Origin of the sequence: Rhodococcus sp. OK611, from assembly GCF_003050885.1 — a bacterium.
Classification (GTDB): Bacteria; Actinomycetota; Actinomycetes; order Mycobacteriales; family Mycobacteriaceae; genus Rhodococcus_G; species Rhodococcus_G oryzae.
In genome coordinates this window covers 155,828-173,491 of the sequence record NZ_QAOZ01000012.1, presented here as the reverse complement: position 1 = coordinate 173,491, position 17,664 = coordinate 155,828, and the positions used below count along the sequence as shown (strand labels likewise).

The window sequence follows — 17,664 nt, the reverse complement described above, 5'->3', positions numbered from 1 at the left end:
CGGGGTGCGGTGTCGCGTAGTGCGGAGGGGCAGGATGCCCTGGTGCGGTCACGTCGCGTCCCCGACGTTGCGGCCCGCGATCTCGGTGAGCTGCGCGACGGTCCGGTCCGCGACCTCGCGGTCGAGCGCGGTGATGGTGACCGCACCCGCGGACGAGGCGGTGGTGACGGTGACCGTGGCGAGGCCGAGCATCCGGTCGAGCGGTCCACGCTCGGTGTCGACCGTCTGCACCCGGGAGATCGGGGCGATGCGGCGCTCCTGGGTGAACCATCCGGTCTTCGTGTACACCGCGTCGGCGCTGATCTCCCAGCGGTGCACGCGGTACCGCCACTGCGGGACGACAAGGACGTGCGTCGCCGCCACCGCGAGGCTGACGACGAACACCGCGACGTGCGGCCACGTGGTCCAGCGCCCGTCGACGAATCCCCAGACGATCTGGGCGATGAAGACCGGGATCCACATCAGCGCGGCGTTGATCGCCCACAACTGCGGGGCGCGGGTGCTGGGTCGCCACTGGGGGTCGGCCATGGTGACGACGGGGGGCGGGGGAGTGCTCACCTCTCCAGCCTGCCCGATCTGGTGCCGTCGCAGTGCGATCATCCGTCGGTTTCGGCCGATGTCGCCCCACGCCCACGGGTCCTCGGGAGGGTTAGCCTGGGAGAGGCGAGGGAAGGAACGACCATGGACCGATTCGATCCCGCCTCCGGACCCGAGGTCCCCGAGGCCGACCACGCCGAGCAGGAGACACCTGTCGTCGAGCAGGACGACGCGGACACCACGGCGGAAGTGGCGCCCGGCTCGCTCGAGGTCAACGACGCCGACGCGGCCGAACAGGCGCGTGTCGTGCCGGACGACGACGAGTATCCGCACGGGTGACGGGGCGCGTTTGCTGCGGTGGGAGGCCTCCCCCTGGCAGGTCCAACGGGTGATGGCGCATGATCGAACGCGTGAGCACTGACGACGCCCCCTCGACCACGCCCGCGATGCTGCCCGATCCCGCGATGCCGTCGGGATCCGCGCAGGTGGGTGCACCGGCTCCGCCCGCAGGTCTGGCGGCCCCTTCGGCGTCCGCGATGCGCAGGGCGCTGCGCCGCGCTCGCGACGGCGCCACCCTCAACGTCGACGAGGCGACGGTGCTGCTGCACGCCCGCGGTGCCGACCTCGAGGATCTGTGCACCTCGGCGGCACGGGTCCGCGACGCGGGCCTCGAGGCGGCGGGGCGGCCGAAGACGGTCAGCTACTCGCGCAAGGTGTTCATCCCGCTGACCCGGCTGTGCCGCGACAAGTGCCATTACTGCACGTTCGTCACCGTCCCCGGCAAGCTGCGGGCCGAGGGCCGGGGGATGTACCTGGACCCGGACGAGGTGCTCGACATTGCCCGCCGCGGCGCCGAACTCGGCTGCAAGGAGGCGCTGTTCACCCTCGGTGACCGGCCCGAGGAGCGGTGGCCGGAGGCGCAGGAGTGGCTCGAGTCCCGGGGCTACGACTCCACCCTGGATTACGTGCGCGCGATGTCGATCCGGGTGCTCGAGGAGACCGGACTGCTGCCGCACCTGAACCCGGGCGTGATGAGCTGGGAGGAGATCTCACGGCTCAAGCCGGTCGCGCCGTCGATGGGCATGATGCTCGAGACCACGTCCACCCGGCTCTTCACCGAGAAGGGCGAATGCCACTACGGCAGCCCCGACAAGGATCCGGCCGTGCGGTTGCGCACGCTCACCGACGCGGGCAGGCTCTCGGTCCCGTTCACCACCGGCATCCTGGTCGGCATCGGCGAGACGATGACCGAACGTGCCGAGTCCATTCTCGCGATCCGCAAGTCGCACAAGGCGTTCGGTCACATCCAGGAAGTCATCATCCAGAACTTCCTGGCCAAGGACGACACCGCGATGCGCGACGCGCCGGACGCGGGAATCGAGGAGTTCCGGGCCGCCATCGCCGTCGCCCGGCTGTTGCTCGGGCCCGGCATGCGGATCCAGTCGCCGCCGAACCTGGTGTCCGCCGACGAGTGCCTCGCCCTGATCGCCGCGGGCGTCGACGACTGGGGCGGCGTCTCGCCGCTCACCCCGGACCACGTCAACCCCGAGCGGCCGTGGCCGAACCTCGACACGCTGGCCGCGATCACCGCCGAGGCGGGCTACACCCTCACCGAGCGGACGGCCGCGCAGCCGCCGTACGTGCTCGCCGGCTCGCCGTGGATCGACCCCCGCATCTCCGCGCACGTCCAGGCCCTCGCCGACCCGGTGACCGGGCTGGCCAGGCCGGACACCCGACCGACCGGCCTGCCCTGGCAGGAGCCGGACGAGGCGTGGGTGTCGGCCGGGCGCATCGACCTGAACACCGCGATCGACACCGAGGGCCGCAACACCGAGACCCGCAGCGACCTCGGCAGCGCGTTCGGTGACTGGGACTCGGTCCGCGAACAGGTCCTCGAGCTGTCCAACCAGGGCGCGCCGGTGCGGCTCGACTCCGAGGTGCTGGCGGCGCTGCGCAGCGCCGAGCGCGACCCCGGCGCCTGCACCGACGACGAGTACCGGGCCCTGGCGACCGCAGACGGCGAGGGCCTCGAGGCGATGGTCGCGCTGGCCGACGCCCTGCGCCGTGACGCCGTGGGCGACGACGTCACGTACGTGGTGAACAGGAACATCAACTTCACCAACATCTGCTACACCGGCTGCCGGTTCTGCGCCTTCGCGCAGCGCAAGGGCGACGCCGACGCGTTCACCCTGTCCACCGCCGAGGTGGCCGACCGGGCGTGGGAGGCTCACGTCGCCGGGGCCACCGAGGTGTGCATGCAGGGCGGTATCGACCCCGAGTTGCCCGTCACCGGCTACGCGGACCTGGTCCGCGCCGTCAAGGCGCGGGTGCCGTCGATGCACGTGCACGCCTTCAGCCCGATGGAGATCGTCAACGGCGCCTCCCGCGGCGGGCAGAGCGTGCGGGACTGGCTGACCGACCTGCGCGCGGCGGGCCTGGACTCGATCCCCGGCACCGCGGCGGAGATCCTCGACGACGAGGTGCGCTGGGTGCTCACCAAGGGCAAGCTGCCGACGAGCACCTGGATCGACGTGGTCACCACCGCGCACGAGGTGGGTCTGCGATCCAGCTCGACGATGATGTACGGACACGTCGATCAGCCGCACCACTGGGTGGGGCACCTCAACGTGCTCCGCGGAATCCAGGACCGCACGGGCGGATTCACCGAGTTCGTCCTGCTGCCGTTCGTGCACCAGAGCTCCCCGCTGTACCTGGCCGGGGCGTCGAGGCCGGGGCCGACGCAGCGAGACAACCGGGCCGCGCACGCGCTGGCCCGGATCATGCTGCACGGGCGGATCCACAACATCCAGACCAGCTGGGTCAAGCTCGGGGTCGCGGGCACGCAGGCGATGCTCCAGGGTGGCGCCAACGACCTGGGCGGCACCTTGATGGAGGAGACCATCTCGCGGATGGCCGGTTCGCAGCACGGATCGGAGATGACGGTGGCGGAGCTGCGGGCGATCGCCGAGGGGATCGGACGCCCGGCCCGGCAGCGCACGACAGGTTATGCCGAGAGGGTGGGAGTGGCATGAGCGAGAAGGATCGGATCGGCGACGGCAGGGTCGTCGCGGTGCTCGACCGCGCGGCCTGGGGGATCAACCCGGTGCTCGACCTGATGAGCACCGATCCGCTGCGGATCAAGGCGAGGACGTTCACGCCTACCGCCGAGCAGCGCACGATCGTCGGGACGAGCGAAGCGACGGGGGGCGTTCTCGAGAAGGTGCTCGACGCGGCGGCCTGGCTGCTCGATGTCGCCGAGGTGCCCGGCACCGCGGCGTGGGAGCGGGCGAGCGACGAGCGTCGCGCCCGATGGTGGGTGACCCGGCTAGGCGCGCTGAACACCATCGCGGTGGCGTTTCCCGGCGTGTTCGGCCCGCTCGTCCGGCGGCTGCCGATCCAGGACCTGCTGGCGTTCGCGAATCAGACGCTGGTGCTGGTCGCGGTGGCCAGGGAGCTCGGCGTCACCGATCGCAGCGCCCAGGTGGATCTGCTCGCCTCGGTGCTCTGCCGCAGGCAGACCGACGCCAGGACGCTGCTCGCGCACCCGGATGCGACGCCCCCCGAGGCCGGTTCGTCCTGGCGGCCGTTCGCCCTGCTCGGCGCGATGTGGACCACCTCCCGGATGCTCCGGGCGATCCCCGACGAGCTCGGGAAGCGGCCGAGGCCGGGCCAGCCCTATCGGACCCTCGGGAAGCTGCCCCTGGTCGGCGCGGTGGCGGACTACCTCGGTGAGCGGGGCGCCCTCGCCCGGGCGGCCGCGCAGGGGCAGCGCTGGATCGACGGCCACACGGTGCGGACGGCGGCGGGCAGATCGGGCTTGCAGGGCCTGTCGAGCGTCTGACTTTCGACCCGGTGCCGCGGGCCGCTCCGCAGTAGTCTGTGGGTGTTCCCCGGTTTCGCGTCGAATCCGGCGGTCAGGGCACCCTAAGCGGGTGTGCCCGGCTCGGGGAGGAGATACTGGTAACTCGTGGGCGGACATGGGGGTTCGCCCGGCGTGATGGTTTTTGACGAAAGGCAGGGAGAGCAGCAGTGCCCTACACGATTGCTGAACCGTGCGTGGATGTTCTCGACAAGGCGTGCATCGAGGAATGCCCTGTCGACTGTATCTACGAGGGTGGCCGCATGCTCTACATCCACCCCGATGAGTGCGTGGACTGCGGCGCCTGCGAGCCCGTCTGCCCCGTCGAGGCGATCTTCTACGAAGACGACGTCCCGGATCAGTGGAACGCCTACGTGAGCGCGAACGTCGACTTCTTCGTCGAGCTCGGATCTCCCGGTGGCGCCGCCAAGCTCGGCAAGGTCGATTACGACCCGCCGTTCATCAAGGCGCTGCCGCCGATGGGCGAGCACTGAGTTGCTCGGTACCACCGTGACCGGTCGCACCCGGGTTCCCGTGTCCGCGGGGCTGCCCGACTTCCCCTGGGACTCGTTGGCAGAGGCCAAGGCCAAGGCCGAGTCCCACCCCGACGGGATCGTCAACCTCTCCGTCGGCACGCCTGTCGATCCGGTGGACCCGCTGATCCGCGAGGCGCTCGCCTCCGTGTCGGAGGTGCCGGGATACCCGACCACGCACGGCACCCCCGAGTTGCGCGCGGCCGCGGTCGGTGCGCTGACCCGGCGGTACGGGGTCACCGGGCTCGATCCGGCGGCCGTGCTGCCCGCGATCGGCACCAAGGAAGCGATCGCCTGGCTGCCGCGTCTGCTGGGGTTGGGCGCCGATGACCTGGTCGTGATCCCCGAGGTCGCCTACCCCACCTACGAGGTGGGCGCGCTGCTCGCCGGCGCCAGGGTGCTGCGCGCCGACGGCACCATGCGGCTCGGCCCCGAGAGCCCGGCGCTGATCTTCATCAACTCGCCGTCGAACCCGACCGGCAAGGTGCTCGGCATCGACCACCTGCGCAAGGTCGTCGACTTCGCCCGGCAGCGCGGCGCGATCGTCGTCTCCGACGAGTGCTACCTGGGCCTGACCTGGGAGGCCGAGGCGTACTCGATCCTCGACCCCCGCGTCTGCGACGGCGACCACACCGGCCTGCTTGCGGTGCACTCGCTGTCGAAGACCTCGAACCTGGCCAGCTACCGGGCCGGCTTCATCACCGGCGACGCCGCCCTGGTCGCGGAACTGCTCGAGGTGCGCAAGCACGCCGGGATGATCATGCCGTTCCCCGTGCAGGCCGCGATGACCGCGGCGCTGAACGACGACGCGCACGAGAACGCGCAGCGCGAGCGGTACCGCGCGCGCCGCGAGGTGCTGCTGCCCGCCGTGCGCGCCGCCGGGTTCACGGTCGACAGCTCGGAGGCCGGCCTGTACCTGTGGGCCACCCGCGAGGAGGCCTGCCGGGACACCGTGGACTGGTTCGCGGACCGCGGCATCCTGGTCGCGCCCGGTGACTTCTACGGCCCCGGCAGCAGGCGGCACGTGCGGATCGCGCTCACCGCGACCGACGAGCGGATCGCCGCCGCCGCGACGCGACTCACTGCCTGACCCTCGTTACCTGGCCGCGGACCCGCCACGGCGCTAGCCTGGGGGCGGAGTTCCTCGTTGCCGGGGTACCGCCCCTGCAGCGTCCCCTCGCGGGCAGGAGGCAGCATGGACGCCGTCACTCGGGTTCCTTCGCCCAGCAACGAACCGGTGTACTCGTACGCACCGGGTAGCCGCGAGCGGCTGTTGCTCACCGCCAAGCTCACCGTGCTGGCCTCGGATCCGCTCGAGTTGCCGCACGTGATCGGTGGCGTACACCGGCAGGGCGCCGGTGAGCGGGTGGACGTCGTTCAACCACATCGGCATTCGGCCGTGCTCGGGACGCTCACCAACGCCACCCACGAGGACGCGGACGAGGCGATCGAGGCCGCGGTCGCCGCCGCGCCCGGCTGGCGGGCCCTGTCCTTCGACGACCGGGCCGCCGTGCTGCTGCGGGCCGCGGACCTGCTCTCCGGTCCCTGGCGGGAGACGCTGGCCGCCGCGACCATGCTCGGGCAGTCCAAGTCGGTCCAGCAGGCCGAGATCGACGCGCCGTGCGAGCTGATCGACTTCTGGCGGTTCAACGTGCACTTCGCCCGGCAGATCCTGGCGGATCAGCCGGTCTCCGGTCCTGGGGTGTGGAACCGGCTCGAGTACCGGCCGCTCGAGGGATTCGTCTACGCGATCACGCCGTTCAATTTCTCCGCCATCGCGGGCAATCTACCGACCGCACCCGCGCTGATGGGCAACACCGTCGTCTGGAAACCGTCGACCACGCAGACCGTCGCCGCCTACTGGACGATGAGGCTGCTGGAGGAGGCGGGGTTGCCGCCGGGCGTGATCAACCTGGTCACCGGCTCGGGCGCCGCGGTTTCCGATGTGGCGCTGAGCGATCCGCGCCTGGCCGGCATCCACTTCACCGGCTCGACCAGGACCTTCCAGCATCTCTGGCGGGAGGTGGGGGCCAATATCGGCTCGTACCGCGGCTATCCGCGGTTGGTCGGCGAGACCGGCGGCAAGGATTTCGTGGTCGCGCATTCCTCGGCGAATCCCGAGGTGCTGAGCACCGCACTGGTGCGCGGCGCCTTCGAGTACCAGGGCCAGAAGTGCTCCGCGGCGTCCCGCGCCTACGTCCCGAAGTCGGTGTGGCACAGGATGGGAGAGTCCTTCCTGGCCGAGGTCGATCAGCTCAGCTACGGCGACGTGACGGACCTGTCGAACTTCGGAGGGGCACTCATCGACCGCGCGGCCTACGACAAGAACGTCGCCGCGATCGAGCGGGCGCGGGACGCCGCCGGGGTGCAGGTCGCGGTCGGTGGAAAGTACGACGACAGCGAGGGATACTTCGTCCGGCCGACGGTGCTGCTCGCCGGGGATCCGCGCGACGAGGCCTTCGCCACCGAGTACTTCGGGCCGATCCTGTCGGTGCACGTCTACGACGACGACAAGCCCGGCGCGTTCGAGGACCTGCTCGCGGTGGTGGACTCGAGTGCTCCCTACGCGCTCACCGGATCGATCATCGCGGACGACCGGGTCGCGGTCGACAAGGCGTCCACGGCACTGCGATTCGCGGCGGGCAACTTCTACGTCAACGACAAACCGACCGGTGCCGTGGTCGGACAGCAACCCTTCGGTGGGGCCCGCGCGTCCGGCACCAACGACAAGGCCGGCTCGCCGATCAACCTGCTCCGCTGGACATCCGCCCGGACCATCAAGGAGACCTTCGTCCCACCGACGGACCACCGCTATCCGCACATGGAGCCGGAAGAATAGCCGTGGTGGCGCAGGTGTTCGAGAACCCGCTGCGGCCCGCGATCCTGGCGGCTGCGCGATCGACGACGCTCAAGGCCGCGATCACCAGGGCGCCCGTCACCCGATCCATCGTCAAACGGTTCATCGCGGGGGAGACCAGGGCGGAGGCGCTGACGGCCGCGCGCGCGATCCTCGACACCGGCAGGCTGATCAGCATCGACCACCTCGGCGAGGACACCACCGACGAGGCCAAGGCGGGGGCCGCCGTCGCCGAGTACCTGGCCCTGCTCTCCGACCTGGCGGAGCTGCCGGAGGCGAGGGAGCCCGGCGGGGTGCGCCCACTCGAGGTGTCGGTGAAGCTGTCCGCGCTGGGGCAGGCGCTGCCGGTCGACGGCCGCGAGATCGCGTTGGCGAACGCGAGGACGCTGTGCGCCGCCGCGGAGCGGGCCGGGGTCTGGATCACCGTCGACGCCGAGGACCACACCACCACCGACTCCACCCTGTCCATCGTCCGCGAACTGCGCGCTGACCATCCGTGGCTGGGCGCGGTGCTGCAGTCGTACCTGCGCCGCGCCGAAACGGACTGCCGCGACCTGGCGGGCCCGGAATCGCGGATCCGGCTGTGCAAGGGCGCCTACCGGGAGCCGGAATCGGTCGCCTTCCAGGCCAAGGCGGACGTGGACGCCTCCTACCTGCGCTGCCTGCGGGTGCTGATGGAGGGCGGCGGCTACCCGATGGTGGCCTCCCACGACCCGGTCATCATCGCGGAGGCCGACTCGATGGCGTCGGGGTCGGGGCGGGACTCGGCGGACTTCGAACACCAGATGCTCTACGGGATCAGGGACGGCGAACAGCTCCGCCTTGCCGGGCTCGGCGCCCAGATGCGGGTCTACCTGCCGTACGGCGGCCAATGGTACGGCTACTTCATGCGCAGGCTCGCGGAGCGGCCCGCCAACCTGGGCTTCTTCGTCCGTTCGGTCTTCACGAGGGACTGAGGAGGGATAACCGCCCGGTGGGTGGGAACGGCTATGGAGAACGGGTTCTCGGCCAAGGAGATTGAAGGGAGCTGTGACCGGTATCACTGCGGTCACCCCGGGGGCCGCTGAACGAGAGGACGCTTCATGACCAACGTGGAAACCGAGATAACCGATGAGGTCCGCGTCATCGACCAGGGCACCCCGCCCGCTCGCTTCGCACGTGGCTGGCACTGCCTGGGGCTGGCGGAGGAGTTCCGCGACGGGAAGCCGCACTCCATCGAGGCCTTCGGGACCAAGCTCGTCGTGTTCGCCGACAGCAACGGCGAGATCAAGATCCTCGACGCCTACTGCAGGCACATGGGCGGCGACCTGAGCCAGGGCACCGTCAAGGGCGACTCCATCGCCTGCCCGTTCCACGACTGGCGCTGGGGCGGCAACGGCAAGTGCACCGCCATCCCCTACGCCCGCCGCGTCCCGCCGCTGGCCCGCACCCGCGCCTGGAAGATCATGGAGCAGGACGAGCTGCTGTTCGTCTGGAACGACCCGGAGGGCAACCCGCCGCCCGCGGACGTGACGATCCCGCAGATGTGCCCCGAGGGCACGGAGTGGACCGACTGGGTGTGGAAGTCGATCGTCATCGACACCAACTGCCGCGAGATCATCGACAACGTCGTCGACATGGCGCACTTCTTCTACGTGCACTACTCGTTCCCGACGTACTTCAAGAACATCTTCGAGGGACATGTCGCGATCCAGGAGTACGAGGGCGTCGGCCGTGAGGACATCACCGAGTGGGACGACCCGGACGTCCCGCAGCTGGTCTCGACCACCTCGACGGCGGCGTACCACGGCCCGTCGTTCATGATCGACGACCTGACCTACCACTACGAGCACTTCAAGGCCGAGTCGATCCTCATCAACTGCCACTACCCGGTCGGCCCGGACCAGTTCGTGCTGATGTACGGCATCAAGGTCAAGAAGACGCCGGAGGTCCCGGCGGAGATCGCCGACCAGATGGTCCAGGCGATGATCGGCTACATCGGCATCGGCTTCGAGCAGGACATCGAGATCTGGAAGAACAAGACCCGGATCGACAACCCGCTGCTCACCAACGAGGACGGCCCCGTCTACCAGCTGCGCCGCTGGTACGAGCAGTTCTACGTCGACGTCGCCGACGTCAAGCCGGAGATGGTTGACCGCTTCGAGTTCGAGCTCGACACCACAAGGCCGGTCGAGGCGTGGAAGCAGGAAGTGGCCGACAACATCGCCCGCAAGGCCGACGCGGAGGCCTCGGCCTGATGGAGCCGGTCGATTGCGAACGCTGCGGCAACCGGGTGCTCGTCGAGAAGAACAGCTGGGAGCACACCACTGTCCAGTGGAGCACCGACCACCCCGAGGTAATCTGCGAGGAGTACCAGCAGGACCCTTCGCTCACCCAGCGCGGTGCGCGTATCGGGCGCTGTTCGGCGTTGCGCGAATCGATCCGCAAGGCCGTCCTGGACGGACGCATCCCCGTTCCGGAATGAGCTACCGCCCTCGCCGGGCGCGGCGTGAGCACGCCGCGCCCGGCGAGTCTCGCAGGCCTGCATCGGATTCCTGGATTGCCGGGTTTGTCTGATATCCCTTGGGGATGAGTGCACCCAAGCAAGTCCAAGACGTCGCGGCACCCCGGAAACGGAAGAGCCGAGTCCTGAGTGTCCTCGGCGTCGTCGTCGGCGCCGTCGTCGGCTATGTGGTCATCACTCCAGTCATCCGCGGCGAGGACACACCGCAGCCGACCGTCGGGGAGTCGGCCGCCCCGCGGGCGGCGGACGCAGGCGATCGCGCCTCCGCGGCGCAGGCCGCCCTCGATGCGGAAACGCACTGTGAGAAAGCAGTTGCGGAGCGACTGAATTCGCCTGTGACCCCGGGATTCCCGGAGGCGCACGAGACGAGTCTCGCGGGGCTCGGCCACGAGGTCCGTGGCGTGGTCGATTCGCAAGACGGGTCCGGGGCGAGTGTCCGCAGCACCTTCGAATGCACCGTGTTCCCGGTCGGCGCCGGGCAGTTCTCCGTGACGGTGACCGAGCTGTCCGAGCAGTGAGCTGGTAGCCCCACGGCGTAGCGATCAGGTTCGAGCGCCGACCGGCCGCGCGTCGCCGCCGCGCCGGTAGGACAGCGCGTAGAGCGTGAACCCGACGACGGGCAGGATGATGTCGAACCACAGCATTGCACCGATGTTGCCCGACTTGGTGTTGTCCTCGGCGATCCAGAAGTACACGTGGCCCGCCGCGTCGCCGAAGTACTGGATCGTGGTGACTGTCAGCAGCGCCAGCCAGAAGTAACCGCGGAACCAGAAGCACAGGACGCCGGTGACGCCGATCGCGAGGTCACCCATCGCGTTCTCGAACTGGAATCCGCCGTCGCCCCTGGTGTATCCGATCATCTCGGCGATGGCAGGTCCGTCGAACACGTGGAAGGCGGCGCCGACCACCGAGCTCAGCCCGATCGCCAGCACCAGCCACCACACGAGGTAGGTGTCGATCACCGCCGCGGGCCTGGTGTCCGTCCGATGCCTGCGGACCTGTATCGCGGCGACGATCAACGCCAGCGCAACGGCGATCACAGTGGTCACGGGACTCCTCGGGTTGACCGTCACAGGCGTCGATTCCATGGTTGCGGCTCGGGCGTCGTCGTGTTGCCCTTTTGGTGAACGCTCCGTGTGAGACGCTGGGCTGGTGCTGCTTCGATCGCTAGACGCCCTCGCCGTCGCCCGAGGCGACGATGTCGCCGACGCCGTCCGGATCGGCGACACCACGCTCTCGCGCAGCGACCTCCTCGGCGCTGCCGGAGCGCTCGCCAAGCGCATCGGCGGCGCCGAGCGGGTCGCCGTCCTCGCCACGCCGACCGCGTCGACGGTGATCGCGGTGGTCGGTTGCCTGCTCGCTGGCGTCACGGTCGTGCCGGTGCCGCCGGACTCCGGTCAGACCGAGTTGAGCCACATTCTGTCCGATTCGGGGGCCCAGGCCTGGCTCGGGAACGCTCCTGACGGTAGCGGGTTGCCGGTCGTGCCGGTACGGTTGCACACCCGTGACTGGCACTCTCACCCAGAACCGCCCCCGTCCTCGATCGCCTTCGTGCTGTACACCTCCGGCACCACGGGTCCGCCGAAGGGCGTGCTGCTGAGCAGGGGAGCCATCGCCGCCGGCCTCGACGCGCTCGCGGATGCCTGGAAATGGACCGCGAACGACACACTGGTGCACGGACTTCCGCTGTTCCACGTGCACGGACTGATCCTGGGGCTGCTCGGCCCGCTGCGGGTCGGCAGCAGGCTGGTCCACACCGTGCGGCCCACGCCCGAGGCGTATGCGCAGGCCCACGGATCGCTCTACTTCGGCGTGCCGACGGTGTGGTCGCGGATCGTCGAGGACGAGGTGTCGGCCAAGTCGCTGAGCGGCGCCCGGCTGCTGGTCTCCGGCAGCGCCCCGCTCCCGGTGCCGGTGTTCGAGCGGCTCGCGGACCTGACCGGGCTGGTGCCGATCGAGCGATATGGCATGAGCGAGACCATGATCACGGTCAGCACCCGCGTCGGCGGCGAGCACCGCCCCGGTTGGGTGGGGCTGCCGGTGGCGGGCGCCGAGACCCGGCTGATCGACGAGGACGGGACCCCGGTCCCGCACGACGGCGAGAGCATCGGCGGACTGCAGGTGCGGGGGCCGATGCTGTTCGACGGGTATCTGAACCGCCCGGACGCGACCGCGGCGTCGTGGACCGAGGACGGCTGGTTCAAGACCGGGGATGTCGCGGTGATCGACGAGCACGGATTCCATCGCATCGTCGGCCGCGAATCGACCGACCTGATCAAGTCCGGTGGGTACCGGATCGGGGCGGGGGAGGTGGAGGCCTCGCTGTTGGGGCACCCGGCGGTCCGCGAGGTCGCGGTGGTCGGGGTGCCGGACGCCGACCTCGGTCAGCGGCTGGTCGCCTACGTGGTCGGCGAGGTGCCCTCGCCCGAGGACCTGATCGAGCACGTGGTCGCGGAGCTGTCCGCGCACAAGCGGCCCCGCGAGATCCGGGTGGTGGACTCGTTGCCGCGCAACGCACTCGGCAAGGTACAGAAGAACCAGCTCGGCTGAACCGGCTGGCCCTAGGCCAACGCGCCCGCACCACCGAGCGTGACGAACTCGCGGCCCTGCGCCCGCAGCGCGGGCAGGGCCGCGGCCAGTCCCTCCGCGGTGTCACCCGCGGGGCGGTTCATGTGCGCGATCACGACCGACCCGGGCGCAGCGGAGGTCAGCGCGCCCTGGACCTTCGAGGTGGGCATGGTCGCGCCCGAGTCGCCGTTCATCGTGAAACCGACGACCTCCTCGCCGAGATCCCGGACGATGGCGGCCGCGACCTCATCGCAGTGTGCGGTGCCCGGCCGGAACCAGCGCGGCGCGACGCCGGTGATCTCCTGCAGCCGTCGGTGATTGACCAGCACCTCGTCGATGACCTCCGCCACGGAACGGGTCCCGGCGATCCCGTACGCCGATCGTCCGGTCACCGACAGCGGCAGGTGCTGTGTCCCGTGGTTGCCGAGTTCGATCAACGGGTTGTCCGCGAGGCGCACCGTCAGCGCCGGATTGGCGTCGATCCAGCGACCGTTGAGGAACAGCGTGGCCGGCAGCCTTTCCCGCTCCAGCAGGACCAGCAGATCGGCGTCCACCGCGGTACCGCCCGGGCCGCCGCAGGCGTCGAAGGTGAGGGCGAGCCTGCGGTCGGGCGGCGCGAGCCGGGTCCTGGTCCCGCTGACGGCGACGCCCCATTCCCGCGGGACCGCGCCCGCGTACCTGGCCTGCACCGTCGCCACGGCGGGCCGGACCGGACGCAACAACGGGTAATCGGTGAGGCTCTCGGCAGGCCCGACCGGGAGCGGCTCGGAACTGGCGACGGTGGGCCCGCCGACCACGGCGAATCGGTGCCCAGCGACCGCGACGCCACCGGCGAGGCCGAGTAGCAGGGACCGGCGGGTGAGGGGCGAGCGCACGGCGACACGCTATGACAGCTGAGGCGATCTCGCGCGCCGAGGCGAACCGTTGGCGGAGACGGCTCCTTTTGGGCCCGACGCGACTAACCTCGATAACCATGACCAAGCCAGCCGAGAACACCCGTATCGTGCTCGCGTCACGCCCCGTCGGCGAACCCCATCCGTCCGATTTCCGGATCGAGACCGTCCCGGTCCCGGTTCCCGGCGACGGGCAGCTGCTGCTCAAGACCCTCTACCTCTCCCTCGATCCGTACATGCGGGGCCGGATGAGCGCGGCGAAGTCGTACGCCGATCCGGTCGAGCTCGGCGACGTGATGGTCGGCGGCACCGTGTGCGAGGTGGTCGAATCGAAGGACCCCGCCTTCCACGCGGGCGATGTGGTGCTGTCCTTCTCGGGCTGGCAGACGCACTCGGTGATCGACGCGCATCACGTGCGCAAGCTCGACCCGCAGGCCGCGCCGGTGCAGAGCTGGTTGGGCGTGCTGGGGATGCCCGGCTTCACCGGCTACGCCGGGTTGCTGCGCATCGGCGACCCCAAGCCGGGGGAGACGGTGGTCGTCGCCGCCGCGACGGGGCCGGTCGGATCGGCCGTCGGGCAGATCGCGAAGATCAAGGGCGCCAGGGCGGTCGGCATCGCGGGCGGGCCCGAGAAGGTCGCGTACCTGCGCGAGATCGGCTTCGACGCCGCGATCGACCACCGCGCACCGGATTTCGCCGAGCAGCTCACGGCGGCCTGCCCCGATGGCATCGACGTGTACTTCGAGAATGTCGGCGGTGCGGTGTGGGCCGCGGTGTGCCCGCTGCTGAACGACTTCGCCCGGGTTCCGGTGTGCGGGCTGGTGTCGCACTACAACGAGACCGAGACACCCGCGGGTCCGGACCGGCTGCCTGGCTTCATGAACGACGTGCTGAAGAAGAGCCTGACGATCCGAGGCTTCATCCAGAGCGAGTTCGTCAAGAGCGATTTCAAGGCGTTCGTCGCCGACATGTCCGGCTGGATGCACAACGGCCGCATCGCGTACCGCGAGGACATCGTCGAGGGGCTGGAGAATGCGCCCGCCGCCTTCAACGGGATGCTGGCCGGGCGTAACTTCGGCAAGCTGATCATCAAGGTGGCCGAGGCCGGCTCGTGACGGAGCTGGGTGAGCGGCCGCAGGCGCAGGTCGGGCCGCTCGATCTGATCGCGTTCCTGTGTGAGCTGGCGATGCTCGTTCTCCTTGCCATGACCGGGGTCGCCGCGACGGATTCACTGCTCGGTCGGGTGCTCGCGGCGGTCGCGTTGCCGGCCGCGGCGGCGGGGATCTGGTCTGTCTGGATGGCACCGACGTCCCGCCGCAGGCTTGCCAATCCGTCCCGGCTCTACGCGCAGGTCACGTTGTTCGCGGTGGTCGGGACAACTGTCGGGTTGTTCCTCGGCTGGCTGGTCGGCGCGGCCTTCTTCGTGGTGTCCGCGGTCGTGTTCGCAGAATTGTGCAGGCGGGAGCGGCGCACCGCATAGGACCACCGTCGAACCGGTTGTTCTCGGCAGGGCCTCTACTTGCTGTCGCGGAAAACCGGCTCCCGGTTCTCGCCGGGCCAGGGTGGCCTCCTCGAAGTTGTCGGTCATCAGCCGGATCATCAACACTTCGGCACGCTGATCATCAAGGTCGCGTGACCGCAGTTCTTGACCTGAACCGCGGTTGAGGTCATAGCGTCGCGGGTGCATCGCACCGACGACGGGAGCCCCCATGACCGCGACAGCGTCCGCCCTCACACCCGCTCAGATCGAGTACCTCGGCAGCCAGCGGCTCGGCCGTCTCGCGACGGTCGATCGTCGGGGCGCCCCGCAGAACAACCCGGTGGGATATCGGTACAACGCCGAGCTCGGCACCATCGACATCGGCGGCCACAACCTCGGCGCGAGCAGGAAGTTCCGCAACCTCGCGGGCAACGACCGGGTGGCCTTCGTCGTCGACGACCTCGCGTCGATCCAGCCGTGGGTGGTGCGGTGCATCGAGATCCGCGGCAGGGCGGAGGCATTGACGGACGTGGAGCCGTGGGGGAGGGGGATGTCGCCGGAGCTGATCCGCATCCACCCCGACCGGGTGATCGCATTCGGGCTTGACTCCGGCGCGGGCGCCTGAACTATTTGCTGTCGCGGAACACCGGATCCCGCTTCTCGCGCCGGGCCAGGGTGGCCTCTTCGAAGTTGTCGGTCATCAGCCGGATCATCAACTGACCCAGGCCTTCCTGGTTCATGTGTTGCGCCATCGAGGAGGCGTCCAGGCTCGACCAGAGGGTGCGCTTGGTGAGCTCGACGCCGGGCCGGGAGAAGGCCGCGATCCGCGTCGCCAGGTCGAAGCACTCCTCGAGCAGGTCCTTGCCGTCGACGACGCGGGAGACGAGCCCGATCCGCTCCGCCTCCGCGGCATCGATGTCCCGACCGGACAGCATGATCTCGAACGCGCGGGACGAGCCGATCGCGCGCGGCAGCAGGTAGCTCAGCCCGAGCTCGCTGGCGGTCAGTCCGTTGTTGATGCCCGCCGCCCGGAAGTACGCCTCCGGGGCGGCCATCCGGATGTCTGCGGCCAGCGACAGGCAGAAGCCGCCGCCGATCGCGGCGCCGTTGACCGCGGCGATCACCGGCTGATGCATCCGGCGGATCGCCAGCACCACGTCGTCGAGGATCTCCATGGCGCGCAACGCGATCGACGGACGGGTCAGGCCGTCGATGTGCGGGGGACTGCCCGCGGAGGCCTGGTCGGCGCCCGAGCAGAAGCCGTGGCCCGCGCCGGTGAGGACGACCGCGCGCACCGAGTTGTCGTTGCTGATCGCCTCGAGCGATTCCTTCAGCGGAACCATCACGTCGAACGCCATGGCGTTCATCCGCTCGGGGCGGTTGAGGGTCACCAGGGCCACGTTCTCGCGGGGCCGCTCGACGAGGACAAAACTCATGGCCGTTCTCCTGCTCGACGACGGACGTAGGTCGCGCCGACACTACGTCCTGCCTGGCCGCCGCGGAGCGGTTTCTGGCACCAGGTGCAGGATGTGCCCCGTGGAGGTGTCCACCCCGGCCCGACTCCTCCGGAAACGCGTCGTCCGATTCCCGCCAGCACCGAGTCCCGGGATTCAGCAGTCTGAATCAGGTGCTCACCGCACCACTTTCAGCAGATCTCCCGAAAGGACTCATCATGTCTTCGAGCCTGGACTCCAAGGTCTTCATCGTCACCGGCGGTACCTCCGGCATCGGCCTCGCGGTCGCCCGTCGGCTCACGGCGGAGGGCGCCGCGGTCGTGCTCGGCGCTCGCCGCCGGGATGTCGGTGCGGACGCCGCCGCGGGCATCCGCGCCGCGGGCGGCACCGCGATCTTCGTGCCCGCGGACGTGTCGGTGGAGGCGGACGCCGCGGCACTGGTCGACGCCGCGGTCGCCGAGTTCGGGCGGCTGGACGGGGCCTTCAACAACGCGGGCGGCGTCAACGCGTCCGGCCCGGTGTCCGGGATCGACGGGGCGGACTGGGACGCGGAGCTCGCGCAGAACGCCACCAGCGTCTTCCACTGCCTCAAGCACCAGATTCCCGCGCTCCTCGAGACCCGCGGGGCCATCGTCAACAACGCGTCCAACCTGGGTGCCGTCGGGCTGCCCGAGGTCGCGCCCTATGTCGCGGCCAAGCACGCCGTCGTCGGACTGACCCGGGCCGTCGCGCTGGAGGTCGCCGAGCGCGGAGTGCGGGTCAACGCCATCACCACCGGTGGGGTCGACACCCCGCTCTCCCGCGGATCGATGGCCCCCACCGACGAGGCGATGGCTCAGATCGCGGCCATGCACCCGGTGAACCGCGTCGCCCAGCCGGAGGAGATCGCGCCGTTCGTCGCGTTCCTGTTGAGCGAGGAGGCGTCGTTCGTGACCGGCGCCGCGCTCGCGATCGACGGGGGCTTCACGGCGCGCTGAGCG

Annotated in this window: 19 protein-coding genes; 15 read left to right on the top strand and 4 right to left on the bottom strand. The window is 69.9% G+C overall.

The features are described from left to right. Positions 1-48: 48 nt before the first annotated feature. A complete protein-coding gene (locus C8K38_RS16785) occupies positions 49-528 on the bottom strand; it encodes a PH domain-containing protein (RefSeq protein WP_097212625.1) in 480 nt (159 codons plus the stop codon). Between the two features lie 153 nt (positions 529-681). On the opposite strand from C8K38_RS16785, the gene C8K38_RS16780 reads away from it, so the two are divergent. The 10 genes from C8K38_RS16780 to C8K38_RS16735 all read left to right on the top strand — a co-directional run bounded on the left by C8K38_RS16780 (position 682) and on the right by C8K38_RS16735 (position 10,807). After that, positions 682-876 (top strand): hypothetical protein, encoded by a 195-nt coding sequence (locus tag C8K38_RS16780; protein ID WP_097212556.1) that lies wholly within the window; start codon positions 682-684, stop codon positions 874-876. A gap of 107 nt (positions 877-983) precedes the next feature. Beyond that, positions 984-3,569 carry a bifunctional FO biosynthesis protein CofGH gene (locus C8K38_RS16775; protein ID WP_097212624.1) on the top strand — a complete coding sequence of 862 codons (2,586 nt, stop codon included), beginning with the start codon at positions 984-986 and terminating at the stop codon, positions 3,567-3,569. Further along, on the top strand, positions 3,566-4,378 hold the full coding sequence (locus C8K38_RS16770; protein WP_097212555.1) for a hypothetical protein: 813 nt from the start codon (positions 3,566-3,568) through the stop codon (positions 4,376-4,378). Before C8K38_RS16775 ends, C8K38_RS16770 begins: the two co-directional genes overlap by 4 nt. Before the next feature lie 188 nt (positions 4,379-4,566). After that, the gene (gene fdxA / locus C8K38_RS16765) at positions 4,567-4,890 is read left to right on the top strand and encodes a ferredoxin (protein WP_097212554.1); all 324 of its coding nucleotides are present in this window, start codon (positions 4,567-4,569) and stop codon (positions 4,888-4,890) included. Between the two features lie 40 nt (positions 4,891-4,930). Beyond that, positions 4,931-6,019 (top strand): succinyldiaminopimelate transaminase, encoded by a 1,089-nt coding sequence (gene dapC, locus C8K38_RS16760; RefSeq protein WP_097212623.1) that lies wholly within the window; start codon positions 4,931-4,933, stop codon positions 6,017-6,019. 105 nt (positions 6,020-6,124) lie between these two features. Further along, positions 6,125-7,768 carry an L-glutamate gamma-semialdehyde dehydrogenase gene (gene pruA, locus C8K38_RS16755; protein WP_097212553.1) on the top strand — a complete coding sequence of 548 codons (1,644 nt, stop codon included), beginning with the start codon at positions 6,125-6,127 and terminating at the stop codon, positions 7,766-7,768. Between the two features lie 2 nt (positions 7,769-7,770). Then, complete coding sequence (locus C8K38_RS16750) at positions 7,771-8,742, top strand: proline dehydrogenase family protein (RefSeq protein ID WP_097212552.1); 972 nt, start codon at positions 7,771-7,773, stop codon at positions 8,740-8,742. A 126-nt stretch (positions 8,743-8,868) separates the two neighbouring features. Continuing rightward, positions 8,869-10,023, top strand: coding sequence for a Rieske 2Fe-2S domain-containing protein (locus C8K38_RS16745; RefSeq protein WP_097212551.1), 1,155 nt, complete (start codon positions 8,869-8,871; stop codon positions 10,021-10,023). Beyond that, entirely contained in the window at positions 10,023-10,250 is a 228-nt protein-coding gene (locus tag C8K38_RS16740) for a hypothetical protein (protein ID WP_097212550.1), read from the top strand. Before C8K38_RS16745 ends, C8K38_RS16740 begins: the two co-directional genes overlap by 1 nt. A 104-nt stretch (positions 10,251-10,354) precedes the next feature. Continuing rightward, positions 10,355-10,807, top strand: coding sequence for a hypothetical protein (locus tag C8K38_RS16735; RefSeq protein WP_097212549.1), 453 nt, complete (start codon positions 10,355-10,357; stop codon positions 10,805-10,807). 24 nt (positions 10,808-10,831) lie between these two features. Here the strand turns inward: C8K38_RS16735 and C8K38_RS16730 are convergent, their stop codons facing one another. Next, positions 10,832-11,338, bottom strand: coding sequence for a DUF6790 family protein (locus C8K38_RS16730; protein WP_097212548.1), 507 nt, complete (start codon positions 11,336-11,338; stop codon positions 10,832-10,834). A gap of 103 nt (positions 11,339-11,441) precedes the next feature. Between C8K38_RS16730 and C8K38_RS16725 the strand changes: the two genes are divergently transcribed. After that, positions 11,442-12,839 carry an acyl-CoA synthetase gene (locus C8K38_RS16725; RefSeq protein ID WP_097212547.1) on the top strand — a complete coding sequence of 466 codons (1,398 nt, stop codon included), beginning with the start codon at positions 11,442-11,444 and terminating at the stop codon, positions 12,837-12,839. Positions 12,840-12,850: 11 nt separating this feature from the next. Here the strand turns inward: C8K38_RS16725 and C8K38_RS16720 are convergent, their stop codons facing one another. After that, positions 12,851-13,732: a polysaccharide deacetylase family protein gene (locus C8K38_RS16720; RefSeq protein ID WP_097212546.1), complete on the bottom strand. Its 882-nt coding sequence runs from the start codon at positions 13,730-13,732 to the stop codon at positions 12,851-12,853. A 98-nt stretch (positions 13,733-13,830) separates the two neighbouring features. Between C8K38_RS16720 and C8K38_RS16715 the strand changes: the two genes are divergently transcribed. The 3 genes from C8K38_RS16715 (at position 13,831) to C8K38_RS16705 (ending at position 15,855) form a co-directional block, all read left to right on the top strand. Then, positions 13,831-14,865: an NADP-dependent oxidoreductase gene (locus C8K38_RS16715; protein WP_097212545.1), complete on the top strand. Its 1,035-nt coding sequence runs from the start codon at positions 13,831-13,833 to the stop codon at positions 14,863-14,865. Continuing rightward, positions 14,862-15,230, top strand: a complete 369-nt coding sequence (locus C8K38_RS16710) for a DUF2568 domain-containing protein (protein ID WP_097212544.1) — start codon at positions 14,862-14,864, stop codon at positions 15,228-15,230. Before C8K38_RS16715 ends, C8K38_RS16710 begins: the two co-directional genes overlap by 4 nt. 229 nt (positions 15,231-15,459) lie before the next feature. Continuing rightward, positions 15,460-15,855 carry a PPOX class F420-dependent oxidoreductase gene (locus C8K38_RS16705; protein WP_097212543.1) on the top strand — a complete coding sequence of 132 codons (396 nt, stop codon included), beginning with the start codon at positions 15,460-15,462 and terminating at the stop codon, positions 15,853-15,855. A 1-nt stretch (position 15,856) separates the two neighbouring features. Here C8K38_RS16705 and C8K38_RS16700 read toward each other — a convergent pair whose 3' ends face one another. Beyond that, positions 15,857-16,666 carry an enoyl-CoA hydratase gene (locus C8K38_RS16700; protein WP_097212542.1) on the bottom strand — a complete coding sequence of 270 codons (810 nt, stop codon included), beginning with the start codon at positions 16,664-16,666 and terminating at the stop codon, positions 15,857-15,859. A gap of 236 nt (positions 16,667-16,902) precedes the next feature. On the opposite strand from C8K38_RS16700, the gene C8K38_RS16695 reads away from it, so the two are divergent. Beyond that, complete coding sequence (locus C8K38_RS16695; RefSeq protein ID WP_097212541.1) at positions 16,903-17,661, top strand: SDR family NAD(P)-dependent oxidoreductase; 759 nt, start codon at positions 16,903-16,905, stop codon at positions 17,659-17,661. Positions 17,662-17,664: the final 3 nt, after the last annotated feature.